The organism is Mucilaginibacter sp. McL0603 (assembly GCF_049992945.1).
Taxonomy (GTDB): domain Bacteria; phylum Bacteroidota; class Bacteroidia; order Sphingobacteriales; family Sphingobacteriaceae; genus Mucilaginibacter.
Window position 1 is genome coordinate 2,408,381 of the sequence record NZ_CP188251.1, and the last position, 25,848, is coordinate 2,434,228.

A 25,848-nucleotide genomic window follows, 5' to 3' on the forward strand; every position below is an offset into this window, starting at 1 on the left:
TATTCTAATCGCAGGTTACTAGTTCATCAATTCAGCTAAAACCCCTTCCTTTAACGAATAAGTACATAACGAGACGTTTTTAATATCCAGCTTTTGCATGATATAACGGGTGATGAGCGATGCTACTACGATCATATCCACTCTTACCGGAATAATATGTTTATTGCCTTCTCTTTCAGTATGGGATGAAAGAATGAGCTGATCCGTTACTGTGAGCAATTCTTCTTCGTCAAAATCATATGTTTTGATCCTTTTCAGATCGAAGGAATCACTTCTTTCTGTTTCGATCAATTCGGCGAAACTTTCAAACGCTCCTGATGATCCTATCAGATTATTGACAGGCGTTTCTTTAACGACTTTGAACAGCTCAGTGAGGGTGTTTTCAAGATAAAGATTCAAAGCTTCAATAGATGCCGGCTCAATAGGGTCGATATGATGAAACCTATCCATTAATCGTGCTGCGCCTATCTCAAAACTTTGTTTCCAGATCAATTGCTCCCTAATCCCAATAATAAACTCTACACTGCCGCCACCAATATCCATGATCAATGAATTTTGATTGGATAAAAGTCCGCTTGCCTTAACACCTGAATAAATAAATGCTGCCTCTCTGTCACCGTTAATAATTTCGATCTCGATACCAGTTTCTGTTTTTACGCGACTGATAAATTCCTGCCCATTTGAAGCATTGCGAAGTGCAGATGTGGCTATAGCCTTAACTTGCTGTATATTACAAGCTGCGATGTGCTGCTGAAAATCTTTCATGGTATTAACTCCGCGCTCAAATGCAACCGGTAATATAATGCCTTTATTTATACCACCTTCGCCTAACTTTACAGCAATGTGCTGATGCACAATTTCGCGAAAGTTATGAATACTACCCTCGGCTATCAGTAAATGGAAAGTATTGGTGCCGAGGTCCATCACGGCAAAGCGTTTATCCATGCCTCTAAAATAAATAATCCTTTAAATTGTTTAGAATTTAAAGGATTATTAAATGTTTTATGGGATGATCATTTTACTCTTTATAGAAAAACCATTTACTCAATTCTTTAAAACTTGCTTTTTTACCATACATTAAAATACCAACTCTATATATTCTGGCCGCTACGTAAGTTGTAAACAAAAAGCCGGCAACCATAAGTATCATTGATATTGTCAGTTGTAAAGGTGAAACGCCTCCAAATGGAATCCTGACCATCATGGCTACAGGCGCTGTAAAGGGAATCATGGAAAGCCAAACGGCTAAAGGACTATCCGGCGCCTGAAACAAAACAGAAACCGATAATATATAAGTAAATAGCAAAGGCATGGTTATGGGAAACATAAACTGTTGAGTTTCTGTCTCGCTATCAACTGCTGAGCCAACAGCTGCAAACAATGCACTATACAATAAATAGCCCGTTAAGAAATAAAATATGAAGACCCCCATTATATAGCCAAAAGGTATGGTTTTTAGGACTGCTAAAAAGCCCACAACAGCACCTTGCGGCGTAGAGAATGCTGCTCCGGCAAGTTTGGTTACCAAAATTGACAGAACAATCCATGCGGCAAACTGAGTTAGCCCAACCAAACCCACACCAATTATCTTACCCAGCATCAATTGAAATGGTTTTACCGATGATATGATCACCTCGATAATACGACTTGTTTTCTCTTCAATTACCCCTCGCATTACCTGTGCACCATAAATAAACAAAGAGATATAAATTAAAATAGCACCTGCGATCCCAACACCCATATTTGCACCAACATTAGCATTTTTTTCCCCCGTATCTGTTACTTGTATCGGGTTAAGCGAGATGTTAATCTTTCTTACGGAATTAATTAGAGCGGTATCAATATGATGCTTTAACATCCCGTCACTGATGGCAATATCATTCATCTGCTTTTCTATTTCACCGGTAAGCACAAAGGATGGTTTCTTTTTCGAGTATATCTGCACGGAATCCCTTTTACTGTAACTGGCGGGTATTCGTAAAATAGAGAGGTTCTCATCTTTTTTCACCTCTTCCTTAAGAGTCTTTAGCGACTCCGTCGTAATCTGGAATTTTATATTTTTCCCGTCATGAAATTTCTCTATGAATATTTTGCTGTCATCTAATACTTTAATAGTTTGTTGATCGCTTAATTCGCTACTGCTTTTCGCTACCAAAGCAATTGCTCCTAACATAATGAGGAGCAAAGCAGGCACCGCGAATATCATGATGATAAATGCCTTCTTTCTAACTCTTGTAACATACTCACGTTGTATGATTAGTAATACTTTGTTCATGGTCAGGCAGATTTTTGGTTTACTTTTTCAATAATATTTTTTGTTTTTTAAAGGCATTGAAGCTGTCAAAGCTGTGCTGTTTTATTGGTTGCTATTAACGGTTTCAATGAAAATTTCGTTCATGCTTGGGATCACTTCCTGTAGCATGTTGATATGTACTTTGGGTATAAGATATTTTAATACCTCATTGGCAGTACTGTCAGTTTTTAGGCTGATCTTGATGGTATGCCTATCATCATCTGTAGATTCACTCAATACCTCAAATGGTTGTGAACCATTAAGGCTAAGTTTATCGCCTGTGTATTCCACAAAATAGGTATTGTTGCGATAGGAGTTACGAATGGTTTTAACTTTACCATCCAGTATTTTGTGTGACAGATTGATCAAGGCGATCGAATCGCATAATTCTTCAACCGATTCCATACGGTGAGTTGAGAATAAAATAGTAGCTCCCTTTTTGTTTAGCTCTAATATCTCATCTTTTATCAATTCTGCATTTACCGGGTCGAAACCACTGAAGGGTTCATCCAATATAATCAGGTCGGGTTCATGCAATACAGTAGCAACAAATTGCGCCTTTTGCTGCATGCCTTTGGATAATTCTTCGATCTTCTTTTTCCACCAAGTTTCCATTCCCAATTTTTCGAACCAGAATTTTAAACGTTTTTGTGCTTCATCACGAGTCAGCCCCTTCAATCGCGCCAGGTAGATCATCTGTTCGCCGATCTCCATCTTTTTATATAGCCCGCGTTCTTCAGGCAGGTAACCAATGCGGTCAATGTGCGACTGGTTAAGCTTTTCTCCATTAAAATAGACTTCGCCTGAATCTGGTGCGGTAATTTGGTTGACGATGCGGATAAGTGAAGTTTTACCAGCCCCGTTAGGGCCGAGAAGCCCAAATATCTGGCCGCTTTCAATTTCTAAACTTACATCACTCAGGGCTTTGTGCCCTGCGTATTGCTTTTCGATGTGCCGTATGCTTAGCATATAGGGATCAGTTTTATTTATTAGATAGCGTTCACAATAGATTGTTACGAGGGGGCATCAATCCGGTAAATAAACAAGGCGATTTACTATAAAAGTAATAATTTAGCAACTACTCCCAAACGCCTGAATGTTAAGTTATATGAGATATAAATTATTGATGATCTTCCTTCTCCTGGTTGCAGTTAGTTACGGCCAGCAAAAATTTAAAAAGCCTGTTAATGTCATTTTTGATAGCGATATGGGACCTGACTATGACGATGTCGGAGCCATCGCCATCTTACATGCATTAGCTGACAAAGGTGAAACCAATATACTGGCAACTATGGCCAGTACAAAGTATGAAGGCGTTGCCGGAGTATTAAATGTGTTTAATATCTATTTTAATCGACCCAATATACCTATCGGTGTTCCAAAAGGTAAAGCGCTTGAACTGCGCGACTGGCAGCATTGGACCGATATGGTATTGGCTAAATATCCACATCGGATAAAAAACAATGATGAGGTACCTGATGCTGTACAGCTGTATCGCAAAATATTAGCATCACAGCCCGACAATAGCGTAACCATTGTAACCATCGGGTTTTTAACCAATCTTTCTAATCTTTTAAATTCTACTGCTGACGACTATTCATCTCTTGATGGTTTGCAACTCGTAAAGAAAAAGGTAAAATTATTGGTATGTATGGGCGGTAGGTTTCCTTCCGGTTATGAATTTAATGTGATGAAGGATGCTACTGCATCTCAAAACGTATATACGAATTGGAGCACACCGATCATCTTCAGCGGATTTGAGATAGGAGCGAAGGTCTTAGCAGGATTACCATTGATCCATAATGAAACAATTAAGAATGATCCGATTAAGGATGTATTCAGCATTTCTATTCCGCTTGCAAAGGAAGATTCATTAGGAAGAAAAAGCTGGGACGAAACTGCGGTTCTAGTAGCAATAAAAGGATACTCACCTTTTTATACTTTACATCCCGGCAGGATAAAAGTAGCCGATGATGGTAAAAATACCTGGGATGATAACGGCAAGGGACAAGCTTATTTAGTGGAGAAAGTGGATTACAAAGAAGTGGAGAAATTGATCAATGAGTTGATCATGCATCAGCCGGTTTTGAAAGAAAAAAGCCCAAAATCAAATTGATTCCGGGCTTTCAAATTTATTTTTCTGACTTTCCGTCTTTCCGACTTACTCAAAATATTCTTTCATCCGTTCGAAAAAGCTTTTTTCATTTTTTCCGGGACTTGGTTTAAAGTTTGGCGAGTCCTGCAGTTTTTCAAGCATTTCACGTTCTTCACGGCTTAAGGCTTTTGGTGTCCAGATGTTAATATGTATCAATTGGTCGCCACGATGGTAAGAGTTTACTTCCGGTACACCTTTGGCTTTAAGTCTCAATACTTTACCGCCTTGTGTTCCAGGTTCTATCTTGATCTTCACTTTGCCATCAATGGTCGGTACTTCAACGCTCGTGCCCAATGCTGCATCAACAAAGTTTACATGCAGGTCATAGATCACATTGTTGCCATCGCGTTTTAATGTTTCGTGCGGTATTTCTTCTATCAGGATGATCAGGTCGCCCGATACACCACCACGTGGGGCAGCATTACCTTTTCCGCTCATGCTTAATTGCATGCCTTCGCTTACACCTGCCGGTATATTGATGCTGATCGTTTCTTCGCCACGAACCACGCCATCACCATGACAAACTGTACATTTTGAGGTAATGGTAGTGCCTTCACCATTACAGGTAGGGCAGGTGCTGGTAGTTTGCATCTGGCCCAATATGGTATTGGTTACCCTGCGCACAGCGCCTTGTCCGCCACAGGTTTTACAGGTCTGTATAGACGAACGGTCTTTTGCTCCGGAACCCTCACAGGTTTTGCATACGACCTGTTTGTTTACTTTGATCTTCTTTTCGGCGCCATTAGCAATTTCTTCAAGTGTCAATCTTACTTTAATGCGTAAGTTGCTGCCACGCGCTACACGACGACCGCCGCCACCACTTTGTCTTCCACCACCAAAAAAACCATCGAACGGGCTGCCTCCACCAAATATATCGCCAAACTGGCTGAATATGTCTTCCATATTCATGCCACCGCCCCCATATCCACCTCCGCCACCGTTTGCTGATTGAGCATTGGCTGCATGGCCAAACTGATCGTAGCGTTTGCGTTTTTCGGCATTGCTCAGCACCTCGTAGGCCTCGGCAGCTTCCTTAAATTTTTCTTCCGCCTGCTTATCACCCTCGTTTTTATCGGGGTGATATTTGATGGCCATTTTACGATAGGCTTTCTTGATCTCGTCAGCATCAGCTCCGCGCGAAACACCTAAAATATCGTAATAATCTCTTTTTGACATATTTATGTAATGAGTGAATTAGTGATTTAGCGAATTAGTGATTTAAACTCACAACTCACTCATTCACTAATCCAGTAATTAATTCCCAACTATAACTTTCGCAAAACGTGCTACTTTGTCATTCAAATAATAACCTTTTTCCATTTCATCAACTACTTTACCTTTCAGGTCGTCCGAAGGAGCAGGTATGTTGGTGATAGCTTCATGTATCTCAGGATCAAATGCAGTACCTATAGATTGCATTTCTTTTAATCCCTTTTGCGAAAGAACATTCTTTAATTTATTCTGGATCAACACTACACCCTCTTTTACGGCTGTAATGTCAGTCGAGTTTTCCATTGAGCGTATAGCACGGTCAAAATCATCCAATACTGGCAGCAGGGCTACAATAACATCTTTGCCTTCTGATTTTCTTGCATCTTCACGCTCCTTGGCTGTACGGCGGCGGAAATTATCAAATTCAGCATATAAGCGCAGGTATCTGTCATTAGCAAGGCCAAGCTCCTGTTTTAAGAGCTCTTCTGGTGATATTTCGGATTCAAGAGGATTGCCCGCGTCTGTCACATCATTCAAATGCTCTTCGCTTTCTATATGTTCTTTTTTCTTTTTATTTAGCATATCATTAAAATTCATGATTCAACTCTGCAAATCAAGTATCCTGCCATTTGTATTTTTAGGACAGACTGTCAGAGCCAGAAAGTTTTTGAGGTAAATACTGTCACTTTATTTGCAGCAGCAGTAGCAGTGGCAGTTTTTAAAGTGACATAATTGAAAGAAAGGTCTTATATAATATTACTGCAACTGCCACTCTAAACTGCTACTTTAAACTAAGCAATCTGCACATCTTCCAATACTTTACCGTTTTCGCATTTGATAATGCGTGAGGGGAAAGTACGGATAATATGATAATCGTGAGTGGCAATCAGGACGGATGTACCTGACTGACCGATCTGTTTAAGTAAAAGCACTATTTCTTCGGAAGTATCCGGGTCAAGGTTGCCTGTAGGTTCATCAGCAAGTATGATCTCGGGATCATTGATCAACGCACGGGCTATTACTACACGTTGCTGTTCACCACCTGATAACTCATGTGGCATTTTCTTTAATTTGGAACGAAGACCAACTTTTTCAAGCACGTCCAGCGTGCGGTCGGCAATCAATTTTTTGTCTTTCCAGCCGGTAGCCTGCATTACAAAACGTAAGTTATCTTCAACGGAACGATCGGTTAGCAATTGAAAATCCTGGAAAACGATCCCCAGCTTCCTGCGCAGGAAGGGGATATCACGTGTGGGGATCTTTTTCAGATCGTATCCACATGCATGACCTTCGCCTGACGAAAGAACCAGATCACCATAGATCAATTTAAGCAAACTGCTTTTACCTGAACCTGTTTGCCCTATCAACCACACAAAATCGCCTTTATCCACATGAAGGTTTACGTTTGATAATACCAAGTGTTTTTGCTGAAAAATATCAACACCGTCAAGCTTAATAATTGAATTTCCGATCATTTTATAATTCTAATTTTAAGATCTGTCCAAACGGCAGGTCCTTTATAATATTCATGATATACTCAGTTTTAGCACCAAGCCCAACCTTATCCAGCGATTTGTCAGGTCTGTCAACCCTGAAATAAGCCAGCAGCGTAAACTGATCATCGCGCAATTGCACATAATCAGGTATTTTGGCTACGCCTTTAACTTTTATAATATACATTTTTTAAGGTTAAAGGCGAAAGGAGTAAAGGACAAAGACGGATTATAATAACCTTTCACCTTTTACCTTTCAGCTTTTGCCTCACTCCAAAGGTATCGTTTATTTAAAGCTTTGTCAAGAAATCCATCGTATCAATACCATCGGCGTAATCCCAAAGTGCTGGTTGCTGACTCATGCCAAACCCGACAACCTGGTTGCTTACTTTTAATGGCGCCGTGCTTACGATGCATTGTATGTTTTCGCTTTCGCGGGTAAGTAAAGCTTCTACAGCATCTATATTCTCATATTGCTCATAAAAAACCACTGCCAGCGGCGATACCATTCTGTCATCTTCCTTCACCAATAAAAATCCATTATCAAGATGTTTATCCCTGTTTACCAAATAGATCGACTTATTGTAATCGTAATTGTTATTGTATTTATGATGGTTGATGGTCGGTTGATATGACTCTATCGCTTCAAAAAATGGTACAAAATCATAATCTTTTGGCACTAATAGCTTGGATACGTTACGGCAGCCTAGTCCATAATAATCAAAAATATCATGACCAAGACAATGGAGCTGTTCTGTAGTTTCATTACCTGTTAGTACAGCCACACTATTGCGATTTTTTCGGATAATATTGGGCACTTTACTAAAGTAATAATCAAAATACCTCGAGCTATTATTACTGCCTGTTGCTATTATGGCATCAAAATTCTCCAGTCTTTCTACAAAAGTATATTGAGTTTTAAAGCTTTCTTCAATAGCTGTGAGCATGGTTAACACATATTTTATCAACCTTGCATCTTGCGTAGAAGCTTTTATCAAAGCATGATTACCGGTGATCAGTACACATAAAACATCATGGAAACCCACTAGAGGGATATTGCCTGCAAGGATCAATCCTACTTTGTTATTTTGCTTATTTTGATCCAGATCATATTTACTTAAGCAGGTTAAAAGGTTCTGTTTATTAAGCATTTTGCCTATTGCCTTTATGGCTTGTTCAACACTGGCGGGCGTAAACCAGGCATTATAATGATGTTCGTCTTTTATTATTGCAGTTAGTTCTTCATCAGGACAACTTAATTGATCGCCTAACGTAGAAAATACATCTGCTAAGTAGTTTAAATTAAATTTTGACATATAAATGGTAAGGGTGTAAACCCTTAAAGTGTTTTTTTGTTATATTTGCATACTTGTTTTGGCAAGGCAAAGGTAAGTTAGAATATAAGATAATAAGAAAGTATGGCGATTAAAATCACCGATGAATGTATAAACTGCGGGGCCTGTGAACCAGAATGCCCTAATAATGCAATTTATGATGCAGGTGCTGCCTGGCGTTTTTCAGACGGGACAGGCTTAAAAGGAGTAATTGATTTTGGTGACGGAAATACCCTGAGTGCTGAAGAAACACAGGCTGCGTTGTCTGACGATATTTATTATATAGTACCCGATAAGTGTACAGAGTGTGTAGGATTTCATGATGAGCCACAATGTGCTGCGGTTTGCCCGGTTGATTGCTGCGTTGATGATGAAGATGTACGCGAAACAAAAGAAGAGCTTTTGGCCAAGAAAGAATGGCTGCATATGGGCGAATAAATAATAAAAATATTTTTTCGATAGGGGAATGTGTGATTTTATACATTCCCCTATTTTTTTAATAAAAATTTTAACTATAGTTGCGTAAGATATTTTTTTGACTCTGAATCTAACCTCCACGTATGGAATATGGAATTTGTAATTTATCAGTAATACCGCTGCGAGCTGAAGCAAGCGATAAGAGCGAACAAGTTTCGCAAATATTGTTTGGTGAAACCTTTGAAATTTTGGAATGGACAGAAAGGTGGGTTAAGGTTATTACTACTAATGATAATTACGAAGGCTGGATAGGGAGACTACAATTTACCATGTTGGGTCATATCGCCTATATGACGCTTAAAGAAACGCCGCCGCCAATTACTTATCGCGCTGTAACACAAGCCTGGAAGAAGCCCGATAACAGTGTTTTATACCTGCCTGTTGGCAGTTCATTAGTTTTTTTAAAGGGAACTACCTGCCAGATTAATAATGAACAATTTGAGATAATTGGCGAGATCGGCGAGACTGAAAACCTGGAAATTACAGCAAAGTCATTCCTGAATACGGCTTATTTATGGGGTGGGCGAACCCATTACGGTATTGATTGCTCTGGGTTTACACAAGCGGTATTTAAGCTGCAAGGCGTTCATTTAAAGCGTGATGCATGGATGCAGGCAGAGCAAGGCAATGTTGTCGACTTTTTGGCTGAAGCTAAATTAGGTGATCTTGCCTTTTTCGATAATGCCGAAGGAAAGATCACCCATGTAGGTATTATGCTGAACAACGAGCAGATAATCCATGCATCAGGCAGGGTCAAAATCGATAAAATAGACAGCCAGGGTATCTATTCAGAAGAATTGAAACGCTATACCCATAAACTACGCATTATCAAGCGTATGGCCTGACTAGGAGTTTTTTAACACAGAAATAATATTTCCTGCCGGATCAGTAAACCACGCTATATCCGGGCCTTGCCCATTACCGTAAACAATACCTTTTTCATTGGTTTTGATATCCTCCATATCATAGTGCTCAAACTTAACGCCCTTTGCGGTTAGCTCATCTACTGTTTTCTCTAAATCATCAACCGGGAAATTCAAAACTGTAAACGTCGCAGGCGTATGATTTGGTTTTGGGTAGATCATTACTTTTGTTCCGCCGGTAACATCTAACTCCAATAAGCCATAGCCATCACCCATTTCAATTTGATTAACATTAATGCCCAGTCTGGTTTGGTAGAATTCCTTTGCTTTTTCCAGGTCGTTTACTGAGAAACTACTGAATGCTTTTGCGCTGTTTAACATAGGTAATTGATTTATAATGTAAAACTATCAACAATAAACCACAGCAAAGGGTTTCAAACACGACATAATAGCAGGCGTTATACGACATACTATGTGGTACCATCTGTACCGGCCTGCGGAATTTAAGCTTGTTTATCTAAATATTCAACAATTGATTTGCCAATAATATAGGTCCAACCGGCTTCGAAACTGCTTCTTGCAAAGTCTTTATTATCAGTCGGGAAGGTTTCTAATCCTTCATGTGTCAATTTAAGCATGGTCTTATCTCCCTCAGGAAATAATTCAAAGGTAACAAATGAATTACCGGGATATTCATCGTATCGCCAACTGTATTGCAGCAATTTGCCAGCTTCGACTTTTGTTACTTTGCACAAATGTACATAGGTCTTTTCTTCGCTTCCACCATTAAATGTAAATTCAAAACCTACTTCGGGCTTAAATTCCGCCAGATCAAAATACCATTGCTTCATTTGGTCTTTGTCGGTTATTGCTTTCCATACCCGTTCAGGTGTTGCATTCAATGTGCGTTCAATTACAAATGGTTCGTTTTTCATTTCTTTATTGATTTTTTAATGGATTTATTCTTGTTATCAGTAAGTACGTCCTGTTCCAGGAAATTTTCCAGTGCATCCAATTTCTTGTTCCAGAAAATGCGGTATTGTTCCACCCATTCAGAAACCTCATTTAACTTTTGGAGTTTTGCCTCACAATAGCGTTCGCGGCCCTGTTGGTTTATGGTGATCAACCCACATTGAGTCAATATTTTTATATGCTTGGAAATAGCTGGCCGGCTCACATCAAATTGCTCTGCAACCGTATTTAAATTCATCGGCTGGTTGGCTATCATGTTAATGATCGCCCTGCGTGTAGGATCAGCAATCGCCTGGAATACGTCTCTTCTCATCTTGTATGATCGTATTTGTAACCGATCGGTTACAAATATATCTGAAACCATTCGGTTACGCAAATTTATTTAAAACTAAATTCATGTCTTAAATCATACTAATTGAATAATTTTGACATTGCACTATGAGCGATCAGAAACAGAACAATAATCCACTTCACGGCAAAACTTTAGAAATGATACTAAATGCCCTGGTGGCTAAGTATGGTTGGCCTGAATTGGGTTATAGAATACGGATCAATTGTTTTTTGGATAATCCAAGTATTAATTCCAGTTTGAAATTTCTGCGTAAAACACCCTGGGCACGTAAAAAAGTTGAAGAATTGTATATAAGCAGTCAATTAGATTAGCATTATATTTCATAAACGCTTAAATTGTCCTCACCAATTGTAAGCAGATATGGCAAATATCAATTCAAATAAATCAGGAGATCATACTTTTGATGCAATCGTTATCGGTTCGGGAATTAGCGGTGGATGGGCTGCTAAAGAATTATGTGAGCATGGTTTAAAAACACTGGTTTTGGAGCGAGGCAGGAATGTAGTTCATCTAAAAGATTATCCAACCGCTACCAAAAACCCATGGGATTTTCCGCATCGCACCTATGAGCCTTTGTCTGTTAAAAAAGAAAACCCGGTAGTTGAAAGATGTTATGCTTTTAGCGAAGCAAGTGAACACTTTTTTGTAAAAGATAAGCAACACCCATATATACAGGATAAGCCCTTTGACTGGATACGCGGATACCAGGTTGGCGGTAAATCCTTGCTATGGGCAAGGCAAACGCAGCGATGGAGCAAGTATGATTTTGAAGGCCCTGCTCGGGATGGTTTTGCAGTTGACTGGCCTATTCGCTATGATGATATTGCTCCGTGGTATAGTTATGTTGAGAAGTTTGCAGGTATAAGTGGTAATCATGACGGTTTAGATACGCTGCCTGATGGTGAGTTTTTACCGCCATGGGAAATGAACGCCGTAGAAAAAGTGATGAGTGAACGGATAGTGGCTAATTATAAAGACAGGAACGTAATCATAGGTCGCTGTGCACATCTGACAAAGCCTCAACCTATTCATTTGCAGCAAGGGCGGGGACAATGCCAGGCTCGCAGCTTGTGCGAACGCGGCTGTCCTTTTGGGGGATATTTTAGCTCCAATTCATCTACAATACCCTGGGCTTTGAAAACAGGTAACCTGACATTAAGGCCTGACTCGGTAGTGCATTCTATTATTTATGATGAGAAGAAAGGCAAAGCAACTGGTGTGAGGGTAATTGATGCACATACTAATGAGGCAACAGAATACTTTGCGAAGATTATTTTTGTTAATGCAGCAGCGTTGAATACTAACCTGATATTATTGAATTCTACTTCGTCACGTTTTCCGAATGGTTTGGGTAATGATAATGGCTTATTGGGTAAATTCATCGCTTTTCATAATTACCGTGGAACATTAACTGCCACCATGGATGGCTATCTTGATTCATACTATTATGGGCGCAGACCATGTGCTGTAATGATGCCGAATTTCAGAAATGTACATAAGCAGGAAATGGACTTTATGCGTGGGTATATGACCTTTTATTCAGCATCAAGACCAGGTTGGGGACATGGTACAGATGGCCCGCAGATTGGAGGCGAATACAAAGATGCCATTGCAGAAGCTGGCCCGTGGAGTATTTATATGCTGATGCAGGGTGAAACGATACCGAAAGAAACTAATCATGTAAGTCTGAGTAAAGATGAAAAAGATGCCTGGGGAATACCTTTACTAAAGATATCTGTCGACTATGATGACAATGATGCAAAAAGCATGCACGACTTTTTGACCCAGGGTGCTGAAATGCTGAACAAAGCGGGATGCAAAAACATTGTACCACATGACAGTAAACAAGCACCCGGCCTGGATATCCATGAAGTAGGAGGGGTACGTATGGGAAAAGATCCAAAGACTTCCATGTTGAACCAATGGAATCAGCTGCACGAATGTCAGAATGTATTCATAACTGATGGCGCATGTATGACCTCAACCAGCACCCAAAATCCATCACTTACTTTTATGGCGATAACCGCGCGAGCTGCAAACCATGCTGCTGAGGAGTTAAAGAAGGGAAATTTAGGTTAGTTGACTAGAGATTAAAGATTATTTAATTGATGATAGTTAATAGTAATAATATAGATTGAAATGGATTTGATAATAAATTATCGAGGATTTGATAACGACATAAGAAATAGCTTTAAAGATTTGATTGTAGAATTTCATTTGGAGCTAATGGAATTGAGTGAGGGAAGTTATTTGCTAAAAGGGGAATCATGCAATCTCAGGTTTACATATGACCGGGGTGATATAGCTTGTGACCTTAAACAGCCTTTTGACATTGAGGATAGCCCTGGTTACAATATATGGCAGGTCTACAGATTTCTTTACCCTGATAAATCAAAGTTGGAACATAAAGAAAGACTATATGATAAGAAATTGCAATTATTAGAACACGCTGAAATTATTCAGGAAAACCTGAAAGATGTATTAAGTGGCAATTTTTCATGGTTAAATAAATTTATGGAAGATAAAAAGAAGGAAGATAAAATATTCAGTATCGCTTTTGATCTTGATTATGAGCATCCCATAAAAATCAAATTACGACAAGGTGATTTAACCTGGCGTGATGATATTGAAAAGTACCTTATAGCAAATAATATTGTGTTGTGATTAGCCATAAGGTACTGTTAACGAATCCCCGGTTAACTAGTCATTAACAACTAAACTTTCCTCGGTGGCAGATCAAACGCCTGAGCATCATGCTCAAAGTGGCCTTTGTGTGAGCCGTCGCAGAAAGGTTTGTTGGCTGATAAGCCACAACGACAGATAGAAACGATAGTTCTGCCCTGTAGGCCATAATTGTTGCCTTGCGCATCTACGATTTCAAAATCTCCGTCAATTTTTACTGATCCGTTGCTGTTTATTGTGAGTTTTGTTGTTGCCATAATTATTTATATGCCGCAAAAGTAGTATAAAAGCTGAAAGCAAAAAGCCCAAAGCGTAAAGCTTTTTATGAGAATTGTCCAAGCTTTTCGCTTTGGACCTTCAGCTCTCAGCTTAAAAACCGCTGTCATCTAAAGCAAAAACCGGTTTACGCTCTTGCCATTTGCCTTTGGTAAAATCTGGAAATTCTTGTGGTTGATTGCCCTTTGCTAATGATTTCTCCGAAAGTGGTGTAATTACACTCATCGTTACCGAATCATATACATCAATAGGAGCAGGGCCTTTTTTCTTTACAGCCTCAACAAATGCATTGAACACAAAATAATCCATACCACCATGACCGGCTCCTACAGCTTTATCGGCATATTTTTTCCACAGCGGATGATCATATTTCTCAAACCATTCTTTTGCGGGATCCCATTCATCTTCCTTTTTGGATTGATTTTCGATGTAAACCGACTGTGCCACATCCATCCAGATACCTTTTGTGCCCTGTACACGGAAACCTAATGAATAGGGTCGTGGTAAGTGGGTGTCATGACTGAGCAAAACCGTTTCACCATTTGCACAGTTGATCACCGTGGTAATCACGTCGCCATTTTTAAAATTAATTTTTCCGTTTGGATTGCCCGGTGCCATTCCTTCTACGTAGGCATGCAATCCCCGTGCTTTTGACGAAAAGGAAACCAGGCTGGTAAAGCGGTTACCGCTGTTGATGTTAGCATAATGCATCATTGGTCCCGCACCATGTGTAGGGTAGATGTCTGCATTTCTGTCTATATTAAATTGGGTACGCCATTGGGCCTCACTTAGGGCATTTGGGCCAAATTCTACGCCATGTCCGTAAAAGTGTTTGCCATCATTAAATAATACCTCCCTCAGGTTATGCTGGTAGCCACCCTCCAGGTGAACAATTTCGCCAAACAAACCCTGGCGAACCATGTTTAAAGCTGCCATTACATCGCGACGGTAGCAAACGTTCTCCAGTGTCATATAAGGAACGCCGGTATGTTCTGAAGTTTTAACAATATCCCAGTGATCTTCCACAGATAAACCAGCTATAACCTCGCATCCTACATATTTCCCTGCCTTCATGGCATCAATAGCCTGTGGATGATGGAACTGCCAGGGCGTTGCAATGATCACTGCATCCATGTCTTTTCTGTCAAGTAGCCCTTTATAAGCATCCAGCCCACCAGTATATTCAACTGGTAGCTTTTTACCGGCTTTTTTGAATTGTTCGCGGCAATATTGCAGGGAACTTTCCTGTGTATCACAAATAGCAACGATATCCACATCATCCCTCAACAATGCTTCACCTATGTGATTTCGCCCTCTTAAGCCAACGCCTATGAAACCTAAACGTGCCTTTGGTGTGTCTGCAAAAAGTGAGCCTGTTGGCAGTAGGGTTAAGCCTGCGGTTGCCAATGCACCCTGTTTAATAAAATCTCTGCGATCCATAATGTATTATGCTGGTTTATTTATGTTGAATGATTATTCTGCTGTATTTTCGCCTGATCAAGAATCGTATGCAGGCTGTGTGTTTCATATTCACAATTTAGCAGATGTTAAATTAATATTCATACTGTTGGCGGGATTTTTTCAGTAAGTTTATATGAACGCCTAAATTATCTATTTTGTGCATTGTGCACGCACACATTGCATTTTTCTAAATTATTTATTCGAAAAGCTAACCACATGGCCGATAAAACCTTGTCAATCTTACCTTTACAGGGCGTGACTAAAGCAACGCCTATTAGTAAAATTTCTTCATTACTTGATGGGCAAAAAAAACATTTGATTGATATTGAACCCTGGCCTGCATATCCTGAATATATTGATCTGCCCAAAGTAACATTCAGTATAGCACATAGTGGAGATCACATTTTTATTAAATATGATGTCACAGAACACGAGGTATTAGCAAGATATAAACAAATAAACGATCCGGTTTATAAAGATAGCTGTGTGGAGTTCTTCATTATTTTTGATAACGATAAATCTTACTATAACATTGAGTTTAACAGGTTAGGGACTTGTTTGGGCCGTTATGGAAGCGAAAGGCAAAACCGTACGTCATTGCCCGTCGAGTTATTAAAGAAAATAAGATATGACCGCACACTAAATCAAATGAAAGATGGTAATATCACAGCCATCAACTGGACGCTTACCGTTGCCATACCTATAGAGGTTTTCTGCTTTCATAAATTCAGTTCCATTCAGCATAAAAAATCCCGGATGAACTTTTTCAAATGCGGTGATGATCTTTCACAGCCTCATTATTTAGTGTGGAACAATATTATAGCTGACGAACCTGATTTTCACTTGCCGCAGTTTTTTGGCAAAGCAGAATTTATAAAAAACCCGTAGTAGGATAGTACCAAATAAAACTTTAACTTTATTAGACTAACCTAAAATGCTATCCAATTTTCTCTGTAATGGAAAGTACCCTCGTTCAAAAACCGGAAAGGCTTCTATCTCTCGATGTAATGCGTGGCCTCATCATGATATTGCTAGCTGCCGAAAGCTGTTCAGTCTATGAATCATTAAAGCAATTGCATCCCGAAGGTATTTTTAACAGTTTTTTAAACCAATTTTTTCATCACCCATGGCATGGTTTACATTTCTGGGACCTGGTTCAACCATCCTTTATGCTGATTGCGGGTACGGCAATGTATATTTCCTATCACTCCAAAAAACAAAAAGGTATAAGTTGGGAGATGAACTTCAGGCATATTGCTATCCGGTCGCTTAAACTGTTTTTGTTGGGCACGGGCTTACATTGCGTTTATGCCGGAAAATTGGTTTGGGAATTGTGGAATGTACTAACGCAGTTGTCGTTTACCACCATCATTGCATATCTTATCATTAACCAGTCTGTGAAATTTCAAATCATAGTTTCGGTATTGTTGTTGGTCATCACCGAAGTATTATACCGCACAATATTAGTTCCAGGTTTTAGCCAGCCTTTTGTTGAATATCACAACTTCGGGGCCTATTTGGATACCGTTCTGATGGGTAAGATCAATCATGATGGATGGGTAGCTATTAATATTATACCCACTGCTGCACATACTATATGGGGTGTTTTGGCTGGAAAACTGCTGATATCTGACAGACCTGCAAATCAAAAAATAAAGTACCTGTTACTTGCAGGTATAATAGGGTTGGTCTTAGGGTTTGGGTTAGATATTGCTAACATTACCCCAATTATCAAACGTATTGCAACAAGTGCCTTTACGCTTGCATCCGCAGGCTGGGTGTTCCTGATGATGGCTTTTTTGTATTGGCTGATCGATATTAAAAAATTCAGTAAATATGCCTGGATCACAGTTGTGGTTGGGATGAACGCTATTTTTATCTACCTGTTTTTTGAAACAGTGGGGTATCAATGGCTCAATGGTGCGGTAGCTATTTTTGTACGGGGCTTCTTAGGACTTGCTAGTATAAGCCCTAAAATAACGGCGGTAATTTCAGCCTTTACTACATTGATGATTGAATGGTATATCTGTTATTGGCTAAGCAGGAATAAAATATTTATTAAACTATAGGCTATTTGAGCCTGCTTTTAAGGTTCTCTTTTACACCGTTTTCCCATTCGCTTTTCAGAATGCTTAGTACGATGGAATCCCGCCTGCTGCCATCTTCCAGCCACATATGGCTTCGCAGGATACCTTCTGGTTTGCAGCCTATGCTTTTCATGGCGGCTATGCTGCGCTCGTTCCTTGCATCGGCCCTGAATTCTACCCTGTACATATCCAGTTCCTCAAAAGCAAACCGGAGCAGCAAAAACTTGCAGTGCTTGTTTAATCCCGTACCCCTGAACTTTTCGCCATACCAGGTATAGCCCAATTGCAGCATGTTATTGGCAGGTTGTATATCATAAAAGCGTGTGCTCCCGGCATAGCCACCAGTCTTTTTATCAAACACGATAAAAGGATATTCTTTTCCTTCGGCTTTGTTGGTTAGAGCCGTGCCGATGTAATTGCGCATCCCTTCTTCGCCCCTTGCACTTGTCTGCGAGTATTTCCATGTATCTGGTTCATTTAAGGCAAAAGGCAGCAAATATTCAATATCCGATTGTTTCAACGGTCTTAATAATACGCTGTCATCTTCTAAGATGTATTCGTTAAGTCGGTTGTAAGGGCTAATCATGTTATAATTTTTACGATTATACTCATAACGACGCTTTTTCTGAATATTTAATAAAAAATTGTTAGCATATCATTCCAATCCCACTATCGTCAAGTGAGTTCAGAATAAATATCCAATGTTGTTAATTAACCGCGCTGTTTAATTGCTGGCCACCCTTTTTACGACGCGACCATAGCTTCACCATCTGGTAGATCATACCCAAAAAATAAAGCACAACTAAAGCACCCATGCCTTTTTGTATGATAGGGTCATTAGGTCCGCTGGCAATTGGCCCGCTGATAGGTAGCCTTGTCAATGTTTCTACTATTGCCGGTATGCACGATAAGAAAATGGTAGTGGATAAAAAGAAGATCTGAACATAATCAGCCAGTTTACCGAATATGCGAAGCGATTTTACAAACACTCCAAGCGGTATCAATATCAAAATAGTTATTGCCACGTAGTGCCCGGCTGTAGGATGCCCGGTTTTCATGATAGGCAGACTTGTAAGACAGGTAATGATAGTAAGCCAGATGTACCATTTGCCGGGACTTGTTACCGGATCGATCCTGCCCGAACGGTATAAGGCATAAAATGCAGCGAGCAATGCGATAATACTAAAAGCGGTGTGAATAATTCCGAGGATTGAAAGATGATTGGGTTCCATGGTTTCTTAGTTTAAAGGTTAACAGAGTTTTATAGCCGTAGGGGTAGGCTATGATTGTTTTGTGATGGTACAATTTACATACAAAGAACAATAAAATGAAATTTTATGTGCGACATAAAAATCCTGCAAAAGTGTGGCTGATTCAATGTGTCAACTAAGGGTTCTATTGTATCAATCCATATAAAAAAACAAAGCCTGTACGCATAAACGAACAGGCCTTACGGTATATTGGTATAGAGTGATTTACGGATTAGCTGCGCTTACGTCTTGTGCCAGTGTGGCATCATCTGCAGTTTGCGCAAGGTCTTTATCCAGTATATAAAGGGCGTCATCGTTGGCACTGGCACCACCGGCAACTTTTATCTTGGATAACAGATCCAATGCAAGCGTTTCTTCTTCTGTTTGTTCTTTTACAAACCATTGCATAAAGTTCCAGGTTGCCCAGTCTTTCTCTGCCATGCTCATTTCCACGATACGATAGATAGCTGATGTATTTTCTACTTCAGACGTAAATACTTTCTCAAAGCAATCGTTCACACTTGCCGGGTCAGGGCCCGGAGATGGAATCTCGGTTACAACTACTTTTGCACCTCGTTTCAGGATGTATTCCAGTATTTTCATCATGTGGTTGCGCTCTTCGTTGGCATGCCTGAACAGGAAGTTGGCAATACCATCATAACCTTTTTCGCTTGCCCATGAGGCATAAGCCAGATATATTTGTGCATTAGCCGCTTCGTTGGTCATCTGTTTGTTCAGGGCCTGTGCAAGCGTTGGCGATAATCGGTTCGTTTCCATAAAATCCTAAACTAACATCGCAGCTAATAGTTTGCGTGGTGATAAATAATTTTTAATTGTATCATCAGAATTATAAAGTAGTACTAAATTTATAGCCCACACATCAGAAGTTGATCCGCATTATGAAAAACTTTTTAGACCAGAATTTTCTATTACAAAATAAGACTGCCGAACGCCTATACCACGATTTTGCAGCGGATATGCCCATCATCGATTACCATTGCCATCTCGACCCTGCGCAGATAGCAGGCAATATCAATTTTAAAAATCTGACCGATATATGGCTCAGTGGCGATCATTATAAATGGCGTGCCATGCGTGCCAACGGGATAAACGAGGCCTACATAACCGGTACAAAAACCGACTGGGAGAAATTTGAACAATGGGCGGCAACCGTGCCTTATACTCTGCGCAATCCACTTTACCACTGGACACACCTTGAATTGCAGCGTTACTTTAATATCCACGAAATATTATCGCCCAAAACAGCTAAAGCGATCTATGATGATTGTACTCAAAAACTGCAAAAGCCCGAATACAGCGTGCAAAGCCTCATCACCAAAATGAATGTGGAGGTGATATGCACTACCGATGACCCGCTGGATAGCCTGGAGCATCACCAGAAAATAAAGGCAGCTAACTTGAATGTTAAAGTTTTCCCTGCTTTCAGACCGGATAAAGCCATGAATGCCGATGATTTGATCAGCCTGAATCATTATATCAACAAGCTGGAAGCTATGAGTAATACTACTGTTTCCACCTATGCTGATTACCTGCAAGCCTTAAAAAAGCGTCACGATTATTTTGCAGAGAATGGCTGTACAGTATCAGATCACGGTCTGGAGCAATTATATGCCGGGGATTATACCGACAACGAGATCAGCGAAATATTTAGCAATATACGATCAGGCAAGACATTACAGCCTGGTGAGGTGTTGAAATTTAAATCGGCGATGTTGCATGAGTTTGCCCTTTGGGATCATGAGAAAGGCTGGGTGCAGCAATACCACATTGGTGCTTTGCGCAATAATAATACCCGTGCTTACCGTGAAGCAGGACCGGATACTGGCTATGACTCTATCGGTGATTTTAGGCAGGCAGAGGCTTTATCAAAATTCCTGAACAGGCTGGATAATACCAGCCAGTTAGCCAAAACCATTGTTTATAACCTAAACCCTGCCGATAACGAACTAATAGCAACCATGACCGGCAATTTTAATGACGGCACAGTTGCAGGAAAGATACAGTTTGGTTCGGCATGGTGGTTCCTTGATCAGAAGGATGGGATGACACGGCAGCTCAACACCCTGTCCAGCATGGGACTATTGAGCAAACTGGTAGGCATGCTTACCGATAGCCGCAGCTTTTTATCCTATCCACGGCATGAGTACTTCAGGCGCTTGCTTTGTAACCTGTTTGGCACTGATATCGAAAACGGCGAATTGCCCAATGATATCGAGTGGACAGGTAAAATTATCCGTGATATATGTTATTACAATGCTAAGGAGTATTTTGGGTTTAAGTGATCCCATCATTTAAAAAGAGCGTTGTCACCCTGAGCTTCGTCGAAGAGTCTGTGCGGTAAGGCCATGCCCGCCGTGCTTCGACTGGGCTCAGCATGACAACCAGCGCTCAACATATTATTTGCTCATCGAAATGACAGTCCTGGAAACTTATAACAAAATGTTTAATGAACAAAAACTAATCACTAATTAACTAATCACCGATCACTAACAAAGTGTCCGTCCGTCCGCACATATCCTTACCCCCGGCCACTATGGCCACCATCCTATTTCTGATACGGAACCTTGATCACCAGCTTCCTCAACGTATCATATCCATCCACTTTAATATCCGGCCGGTGTGCATCCTGCGGGAAAAACAGGAAGAACTCTTCGGGTGTGGCTTCATAATACTTTCCTTCAACGGTATAATTGGCTGCATCACGGGTTTCATCATAAGGAGCCGTTACCGTAGCTGATGACACTGCTGCAACGCCAAGCTTTACCTTGCCCGCTATCACATATTGCAGGTCGATAAACTTCCGGTGCGATTCCCATTTTACATCATCTATGTTTTTTGGTGGACCTGCTGCTATCATAGCATAAGCATCTGTTCCCTCGATAGGGTATTTGCCCGGTGCAAGGGTAGCCAGCTTGCTATCGCCTAAAAATTTAAGTACTTTATCCCATAATGCAGGGTTGGCTTCATACTGGCGTTTAAACTCAACGCTGTTTACGGATGGGTCTATCTTCAGCTTTAAATCCTTTGCCCATACACGGCTTTTAACCCATTTTTTTGCTGTCGCGATAGAATCATTATTCTGTGCGTATGCAAGCGTAACGGTCAGAATTAATACTAATAATAATGCTGATATTTTAATGTTTTTCATAATTGTTTAACAGGTAAAGTGTGGTATAAATTGGCATACCAATATACAGCTAAACCGAAAACTTTTTCAATTTCTTTCAAACATTCCCGGTGTAATTTTATTTGGTTAGGGAATACATTTGGCTAATTGATTGCTGTTATGAAAAATTTATACCTACCTGGCGAGGCTTTTCCGTTGGGTGCTACGTGGGATGGAAAAGGAGTAAATTTTGCTCTTTTCTCTGAAAATGCTACCGGGGTTGAATTACAACTTTTTAAACATCCTGCCGACGAACTTGAATCAGAAAAAATAGAAATAACAGAAAAAACCGGCTATATATGGCACGTTTATATTCCTGATATCGGTCCGGGGCAATTGTATGGCTATCGCGTATCTGGCCCTTATGAACCGGAGAATGGTCACCGCTTTAATCCCAATAAATTATTGCTTGATCCTTATGCCAAAGCTATATCGGGTACTATTGAATGGGACGATGCCTTGTTCGGTTACGAAATAGGAGATGAAAACGAAGACCTCAGCTTTAACCATACCGATAGCGGTGCTTTCATGACCAAAGCCGTAGTAGTAGATCCGCATTTTGATTGGGAAGACGATGAACCACCCCGTACACCTTACTACAACACCATCATTTACGAAGCCCATGTAAAAGGTTTTACCAAATTAAACCCGGATATCCCCGAAGAGATCCGCGGTACCTACTCGGCAATCGCACATCCCTTAAGTATCGGATACCTTAAAAATCTGGGTATCACTGCCATCGAACTAATGCCTGTGCATTATTTCCTGACTGACCGCAGCCTGAAAGATAAAGGCTTAACCAACTATTGGGGCTACAATACACTCGGCTTTTTTGCACCCGATGCCCGGTATTCAAACCAGTCGGCTTTGGATAATAACCAGGTGGTGGAGTTTAAAAATATGGTGAAGGAATTGCATAAAGCAGGCATTGAAGTGATCCTGGATGTGGTGTATAATCATACCGGCGAAGGCAACCAGATGGGGCCAACGCTTAGCTTTAAAGGGATAGATAACGCTTGCTATTATCGCCTTATTGATGACAACAGGCGCTACTACATGGATTATACAGGTACAGGCAACACCCTTAATGCCAACCTGCCCAACGTATTGCGGATGATGATGGACAGCCTGCGCTACTGGATACTGGAAATGCATGTGGATGGTTTCCGGTTTGATCTGGCATCTACTTTAGCGCGTGAGTTGCATGAGGTTAACCAGTTGAGTGCGTTTTTCGACATCATACATCAGGACCCGGTCATTTCGCAGGTAAAGCTGATTGCTGAGCCCTGGGATGTTGGCGAAGGTGGTTACCAGGTAGGCAAGTTCCCGCCGGGATGGGGTGAGTGGAACGGCAAATATCGCGATAGCGTACGCGACTACTGGAACGGAACCGAAGGCATGCTGGGCGAGTTTGCCAACCGAATTACCGGCAGTGCCGATCTGTACCAGGATTATCGTCGCCCTACGGCAAGTGTTAATTTTATAACTGCACATGATGGCTTTACGCTGAACGACCTGGTATCCTACAACGAAAAGCACAACGAAGCCAATGGCGAGGATAATACCGATGGCGAGAGCCACAACCGCTCATGCAATTATGGGGTGGAAGGGCCTACGGATGACCCGATAGTTAATGAGCTTAGAAATCGGCAGAAAAGGAATTTCTTAGCCACGCTTTTCTTGTCGCAGGGTGTGCCGATGCTGCTTGCGGGTGACGAGATCGGTCATACCCAGCAGGGGAATAATAACTCTTACTGCCAGGATAACGAGATATCATGGATAAACTGGGCAACGGCAGATAAGGATCTGCTTGATTTTACCAAAAAGCTCATCCACCTGCGCAGGGCACATGCCGCATTTTCAAGAAAAAGCTGGTTTAAGGGCGAACTTGTTAAAGATAACGGTATCGAAGATATAGCCTGGTTTTTGCCGGATGGTTCGCAGATGACTGATGATCACTGGGATCAGGGTTTTGCCAAATCAATAGCCGTTTTCCTGAACGGGCAAGGCCTGCATGCGGTAGACCCTGAAGGTGAAGATATTGTGGACGACAACTTCTATGTCATCTTTAACGCTGATGATGACCCGGTTGATTATCGCCTGCCATCATCAAAATACGCCAAAAACTGGGAGGTAATATTGGATACCGCCACTTATACACAGGAAACAGGTAAGCAGAAATACAATGCAGAAGATGTGGTCAAGATAGCCGGCAGATCGGTTATATTGCTCCAACACCAGATGATCCATAACGGGAACAAAAGCTACGGGTAAATACAGACATCACGGCCCGAACCTCAGTTTCATGATATCATTGATATCTTGCATGGTATGAATATTCCGCGGGCTGGATGCTGCAGGTAGTTGCACATGGGGCCAGTCTGCAAAACTATCCCAATGACCGCCGGCATTCAAACCAATTTCTGAGGCTATATCTGCATACACATGATAGCCGTTTTTGCCGTTTATCAGTGCAGTTTCCGACCAGTTTTCGCTGCCATCGTCCATTATCCACACACAGTCGAGTGCGTTGCCCCATTGATGCCACGACAGGCCGGGAATAGCATTGGTAACATGGTCGCCATTGGATGGGCCGGGACGTCTTATACATTCTGCCAGAAAGGTTTGCCCGTTGGCATTTAGCTGATCAATTTTTGCCTGCACTACTGCGCCTGCTCTTGATTGGCGCCATAACCGGCCCTGCTCAAACGGAGAGCGTATACCTTCGTTGGGTCGCATGGGATAGCCTGCATCTGCACAGGCGGTTAACAATTCCTGGACTTTGACCTGAAAATCCTGGTCAAGCTGGTTAAGATCTACTGCCACGACGTTTGGATTAAGTTTGTAATTAAAGGTAAGTAATTGATTAAAAGCAAACAAAGGGTGTTTTAACGGTATTTTAGCAGGTGAAAACAATGTTGCAACTTCAAAGTTACCAGCGTCCCGCACCTGGGTACTGTATTTTTTTATGTTTTGGAGATAGCAAGGATTAAGGGTAATTAAATCAAATCAACTAACAAAAGCACTTCCCCGGCTGTTAAACTAGTGTGAAATAGATATATCGCCATGAAAAAACATAACACCTTCCCCGGTGAGCAGCCGGAAATGCCTGTTCAGCCGGAACGACCCGAAATACAGCAACCCGATGATCCCAATCAGCCCGAGATCCCCAAAGAAAATAACGAAGATATCCCCGATGAACTGCCACCACCACCGCGTGAGGATGAGGGGAAGAAAGGGGAGTAGGGGACGCTCGCACATCGACTCACCCGGTCATTGCTTCGCTCGACCACCTTCTCTTCGCTGCGCGGAAAGAGGGTTTTACTTTTTCCTTTTTTGCCTTCTTTTTGGCTTGCCAAAGAGAGGGTCGACGAGCGTAGCAAAGTCGGGGTGAGTAGAATATCAAGACGGACAGCCTTACTACTCAGTCGTCATCCTCATCATAATCTTTAAATGTTTCCAGGTCTTCGCCTTTGTGCAGGTGGCGGTTATGGTGTTTAATGTTTACGTTATCGGCAGGTTCGCCGGTTTCATCGTCCATGTATTCGTCGGTTATCCTCGCATCAGTTTCAGGGTCAACTGAGTCGAAAGGGTCTACCCATCCTTCGTTTTCCTTTTTGTTGCCGGATGGTTTGCCTTTGCTAATTCTCTTTGCACTCTTTGCCATGATCTTTGTTTTTCTATTATCTATTATAAAAAACCAATCAGCAAAATGTTTTTTTATTGTCGTAAATCACCCTGCAAATTGTCGTGG

At 41.0% G+C, this 25,848-nt stretch carries 30 protein-coding genes; 11 read left to right on the top strand and 19 right to left on the bottom strand.

The genetic code is table 11. The features are described from left to right. Nucleotides 1-18 precede the first annotated feature (18 nt). From ACPPVU_RS11355 to ACPPVU_RS11365, 3 genes are all read right to left on the bottom strand, one after another. A complete protein-coding gene (locus ACPPVU_RS11355) occupies nucleotides 19-945 on the bottom strand; it encodes an exopolyphosphatase (protein ID WP_426671823.1) in 927 nt (308 codons plus the stop codon). A gap of 73 nt (nucleotides 946-1,018) precedes the next feature. Next, entirely contained in the window at nucleotides 1,019-2,275 is a 1,257-nt protein-coding gene (locus ACPPVU_RS11360) for an ABC transporter permease (protein WP_426671824.1), read from the bottom strand. A gap of 81 nt (nucleotides 2,276-2,356) precedes the next feature. Continuing rightward, nucleotides 2,357-3,262, bottom strand: a complete 906-nt coding sequence (locus tag ACPPVU_RS11365; protein ID WP_426671825.1) for an ABC transporter ATP-binding protein — start codon at nucleotides 3,260-3,262, stop codon at nucleotides 2,357-2,359. Nucleotides 3,263-3,401: 139 nt separating this feature from the next. Between ACPPVU_RS11365 and ACPPVU_RS11370 the strand changes: the two genes are divergently transcribed. After that, entirely contained in the window at nucleotides 3,402-4,409 is a 1,008-nt protein-coding gene (locus ACPPVU_RS11370) for a nucleoside hydrolase (protein WP_426671826.1), read from the top strand. A gap of 45 nt (nucleotides 4,410-4,454) precedes the next feature. On the opposite strand, the gene dnaJ is transcribed toward ACPPVU_RS11370, so the two are convergent. The 5 genes from dnaJ to ACPPVU_RS11395 form a co-directional block, all read right to left on the bottom strand. Beyond that, the gene (dnaJ, locus tag ACPPVU_RS11375; protein ID WP_426671827.1) at nucleotides 4,455-5,624 is read right to left on the bottom strand and encodes a molecular chaperone DnaJ; all 1,170 of its coding nucleotides are present in this window, start codon (nucleotides 5,622-5,624) and stop codon (nucleotides 4,455-4,457) included. 78 nt (nucleotides 5,625-5,702) lie between these two features. Beyond that, nucleotides 5,703-6,257, bottom strand: a complete 555-nt coding sequence (locus tag ACPPVU_RS11380) for a nucleotide exchange factor GrpE (RefSeq protein WP_426671828.1) — start codon at nucleotides 6,255-6,257, stop codon at nucleotides 5,703-5,705. 194 nt (nucleotides 6,258-6,451) lie between these two features. After that, nucleotides 6,452-7,135 (bottom strand): cell division ATP-binding protein FtsE, encoded by a 684-nt coding sequence (locus ACPPVU_RS11385; RefSeq protein WP_426671829.1) that lies wholly within the window; start codon nucleotides 7,133-7,135, stop codon nucleotides 6,452-6,454. A 1-nt stretch (nucleotide 7,136) separates the two neighbouring features. Next, nucleotides 7,137-7,340, bottom strand: a complete 204-nt coding sequence (locus ACPPVU_RS11390) for a fructose-6-phosphate aldolase (RefSeq protein WP_426671830.1) — start codon at nucleotides 7,338-7,340, stop codon at nucleotides 7,137-7,139. Between the two features lie 103 nt (nucleotides 7,341-7,443). Beyond that, nucleotides 7,444-8,469: an acyl-CoA reductase gene (locus ACPPVU_RS11395; protein ID WP_426671831.1), complete on the bottom strand. Its 1,026-nt coding sequence runs from the start codon at nucleotides 8,467-8,469 to the stop codon at nucleotides 7,444-7,446. A gap of 102 nt (nucleotides 8,470-8,571) precedes the next feature. Here ACPPVU_RS11395 and ACPPVU_RS11400 point away from each other — a divergent pair, with 102 nt between their 5' ends. Both ACPPVU_RS11400 and ACPPVU_RS11405 read left to right on the top strand, forming a co-directional pair. Beyond that, on the top strand, nucleotides 8,572-8,925 hold the full coding sequence (locus ACPPVU_RS11400; protein WP_426671832.1) for a 4Fe-4S dicluster domain-containing protein: 354 nt from the start codon (nucleotides 8,572-8,574) through the stop codon (nucleotides 8,923-8,925). Nucleotides 8,926-9,047: 122 nt separating this feature from the next. Then, entirely contained in the window at nucleotides 9,048-9,809 is a 762-nt protein-coding gene (locus ACPPVU_RS11405) for an NlpC/P60 family protein (RefSeq protein ID WP_426671833.1), read from the top strand. Here ACPPVU_RS11405 and ACPPVU_RS11410 read toward each other — a convergent pair whose 3' ends face one another. From ACPPVU_RS11410 to ACPPVU_RS11420, 3 genes are all read right to left on the bottom strand, one after another. Next, nucleotides 9,810-10,208: a VOC family protein gene (locus ACPPVU_RS11410; protein ID WP_426671834.1), complete on the bottom strand. Its 399-nt coding sequence runs from the start codon at nucleotides 10,206-10,208 to the stop codon at nucleotides 9,810-9,812. 122 nt (nucleotides 10,209-10,330) lie between these two features. Further along, nucleotides 10,331-10,762: an SRPBCC family protein gene (locus ACPPVU_RS11415; RefSeq protein ID WP_426671835.1), complete on the bottom strand. Its 432-nt coding sequence runs from the start codon at nucleotides 10,760-10,762 to the stop codon at nucleotides 10,331-10,333. Continuing rightward, a complete protein-coding gene (locus ACPPVU_RS11420) occupies nucleotides 10,759-11,112 on the bottom strand; it encodes an ArsR/SmtB family transcription factor (protein WP_426671836.1) in 354 nt (117 codons plus the stop codon). The genes ACPPVU_RS11415 and ACPPVU_RS11420 overlap by 4 nt, the downstream gene beginning before the upstream one ends. Before the next feature lie 125 nt (nucleotides 11,113-11,237). Here ACPPVU_RS11420 and ACPPVU_RS11425 point away from each other — a divergent pair, with 125 nt between their 5' ends. From ACPPVU_RS11425 to ACPPVU_RS11435, 3 genes are read left to right on the top strand one after another with little or no spacing between them, the layout of a single operon-like run. Beyond that, complete coding sequence (locus tag ACPPVU_RS11425) at nucleotides 11,238-11,462, top strand: VF530 family DNA-binding protein (protein ID WP_426671837.1); 225 nt, start codon at nucleotides 11,238-11,240, stop codon at nucleotides 11,460-11,462. Nucleotides 11,463-11,511: 49 nt separating this feature from the next. After that, a complete protein-coding gene (locus tag ACPPVU_RS11430; protein ID WP_426671838.1) occupies nucleotides 11,512-13,230 on the top strand; it encodes a GMC oxidoreductase in 1,719 nt (572 codons plus the stop codon). Between the two features lie 60 nt (nucleotides 13,231-13,290). Next, entirely contained in the window at nucleotides 13,291-13,815 is a 525-nt protein-coding gene (locus tag ACPPVU_RS11435; protein WP_426671839.1) for a hypothetical protein, read from the top strand. Nucleotides 13,816-13,865: 50 nt separating this feature from the next. Here the strand turns inward: ACPPVU_RS11435 and ACPPVU_RS11440 are convergent, their stop codons facing one another. Continuing rightward, the gene (locus ACPPVU_RS11440; protein WP_426671840.1) at nucleotides 13,866-14,090 is read right to left on the bottom strand and encodes a CDGSH iron-sulfur domain-containing protein; all 225 of its coding nucleotides are present in this window, start codon (nucleotides 14,088-14,090) and stop codon (nucleotides 13,866-13,868) included. 112 nt (nucleotides 14,091-14,202) lie between these two features. Further along, nucleotides 14,203-15,549, bottom strand: coding sequence for a Gfo/Idh/MocA family protein (locus ACPPVU_RS11445; protein ID WP_426671841.1), 1,347 nt, complete (start codon nucleotides 15,547-15,549; stop codon nucleotides 14,203-14,205). Nucleotides 15,550-15,786: 237 nt separating this feature from the next. On the opposite strand from ACPPVU_RS11445, the gene ACPPVU_RS11450 reads away from it, so the two are divergent. Further along, entirely contained in the window at nucleotides 15,787-16,458 is a 672-nt protein-coding gene (locus ACPPVU_RS11450; RefSeq protein WP_426671842.1) for a carbohydrate-binding family 9-like protein, read from the top strand. A 68-nt stretch (nucleotides 16,459-16,526) separates the two neighbouring features. Beyond that, a complete protein-coding gene (locus tag ACPPVU_RS11455; RefSeq protein ID WP_426671843.1) occupies nucleotides 16,527-17,639 on the top strand; it encodes an acyltransferase family protein in 1,113 nt (370 codons plus the stop codon). A 1-nt stretch (nucleotide 17,640) separates the two neighbouring features. On the opposite strand, the gene ACPPVU_RS11460 is transcribed toward ACPPVU_RS11455, so the two are convergent. The 3 genes from ACPPVU_RS11460 to ACPPVU_RS11470 all read right to left on the bottom strand — a co-directional run bounded on the left by ACPPVU_RS11460 (nucleotide 17,641) and on the right by ACPPVU_RS11470 (nucleotide 19,684). Beyond that, nucleotides 17,641-18,243, bottom strand: a complete 603-nt coding sequence (locus tag ACPPVU_RS11460) for a GNAT family N-acetyltransferase (protein ID WP_426671844.1) — start codon at nucleotides 18,241-18,243, stop codon at nucleotides 17,641-17,643. Between the two features lie 121 nt (nucleotides 18,244-18,364). Then, the gene (locus tag ACPPVU_RS11465) at nucleotides 18,365-18,889 is read right to left on the bottom strand and encodes a hypothetical protein (RefSeq protein WP_426671845.1); all 525 of its coding nucleotides are present in this window, start codon (nucleotides 18,887-18,889) and stop codon (nucleotides 18,365-18,367) included. A gap of 243 nt (nucleotides 18,890-19,132) precedes the next feature. Beyond that, on the bottom strand, nucleotides 19,133-19,684 hold the full coding sequence (locus tag ACPPVU_RS11470; protein ID WP_426671846.1) for a ferritin: 552 nt from the start codon (nucleotides 19,682-19,684) through the stop codon (nucleotides 19,133-19,135). A gap of 122 nt (nucleotides 19,685-19,806) precedes the next feature. On the opposite strand from ACPPVU_RS11470, the gene uxaC reads away from it, so the two are divergent. Continuing rightward, a complete protein-coding gene (gene uxaC, locus ACPPVU_RS11475; RefSeq protein ID WP_426671847.1) occupies nucleotides 19,807-21,210 on the top strand; it encodes a glucuronate isomerase in 1,404 nt (467 codons plus the stop codon). Nucleotides 21,211-21,473: 263 nt separating this feature from the next. On the opposite strand, the gene ACPPVU_RS11480 is transcribed toward uxaC, so the two are convergent. After that, entirely contained in the window at nucleotides 21,474-22,076 is a 603-nt protein-coding gene (locus tag ACPPVU_RS11480; protein WP_426671848.1) for a YhcH/YjgK/YiaL family protein, read from the bottom strand. Between the two features lie 138 nt (nucleotides 22,077-22,214). Here ACPPVU_RS11480 and glgX point away from each other — a divergent pair, with 138 nt between their 5' ends. Then, nucleotides 22,215-24,368, top strand: a complete 2,154-nt coding sequence (gene glgX / locus ACPPVU_RS11485) for a glycogen debranching protein GlgX (protein WP_426671849.1) — start codon at nucleotides 22,215-22,217, stop codon at nucleotides 24,366-24,368. Nucleotides 24,369-24,377: 9 nt separating this feature from the next. Here the strand turns inward: glgX and ACPPVU_RS11490 are convergent, their stop codons facing one another. Next, nucleotides 24,378-24,920 carry a M15 family metallopeptidase gene (locus ACPPVU_RS11490; protein WP_426671850.1) on the bottom strand — a complete coding sequence of 181 codons (543 nt, stop codon included), beginning with the start codon at nucleotides 24,918-24,920 and terminating at the stop codon, nucleotides 24,378-24,380. Between the two features lie 240 nt (nucleotides 24,921-25,160). On the opposite strand from ACPPVU_RS11490, the gene ACPPVU_RS11495 reads away from it, so the two are divergent. Next, complete coding sequence (locus ACPPVU_RS11495; RefSeq protein ID WP_426671851.1) at nucleotides 25,161-25,340, top strand: hypothetical protein; 180 nt, start codon at nucleotides 25,161-25,163, stop codon at nucleotides 25,338-25,340. A 178-nt stretch (nucleotides 25,341-25,518) separates the two neighbouring features. Here ACPPVU_RS11495 and ACPPVU_RS11500 read toward each other — a convergent pair whose 3' ends face one another. Then, on the bottom strand, nucleotides 25,519-25,761 hold the full coding sequence (locus ACPPVU_RS11500; protein WP_426671852.1) for a hypothetical protein: 243 nt from the start codon (nucleotides 25,759-25,761) through the stop codon (nucleotides 25,519-25,521). Nucleotides 25,762-25,848: the final 87 nt, after the last annotated feature.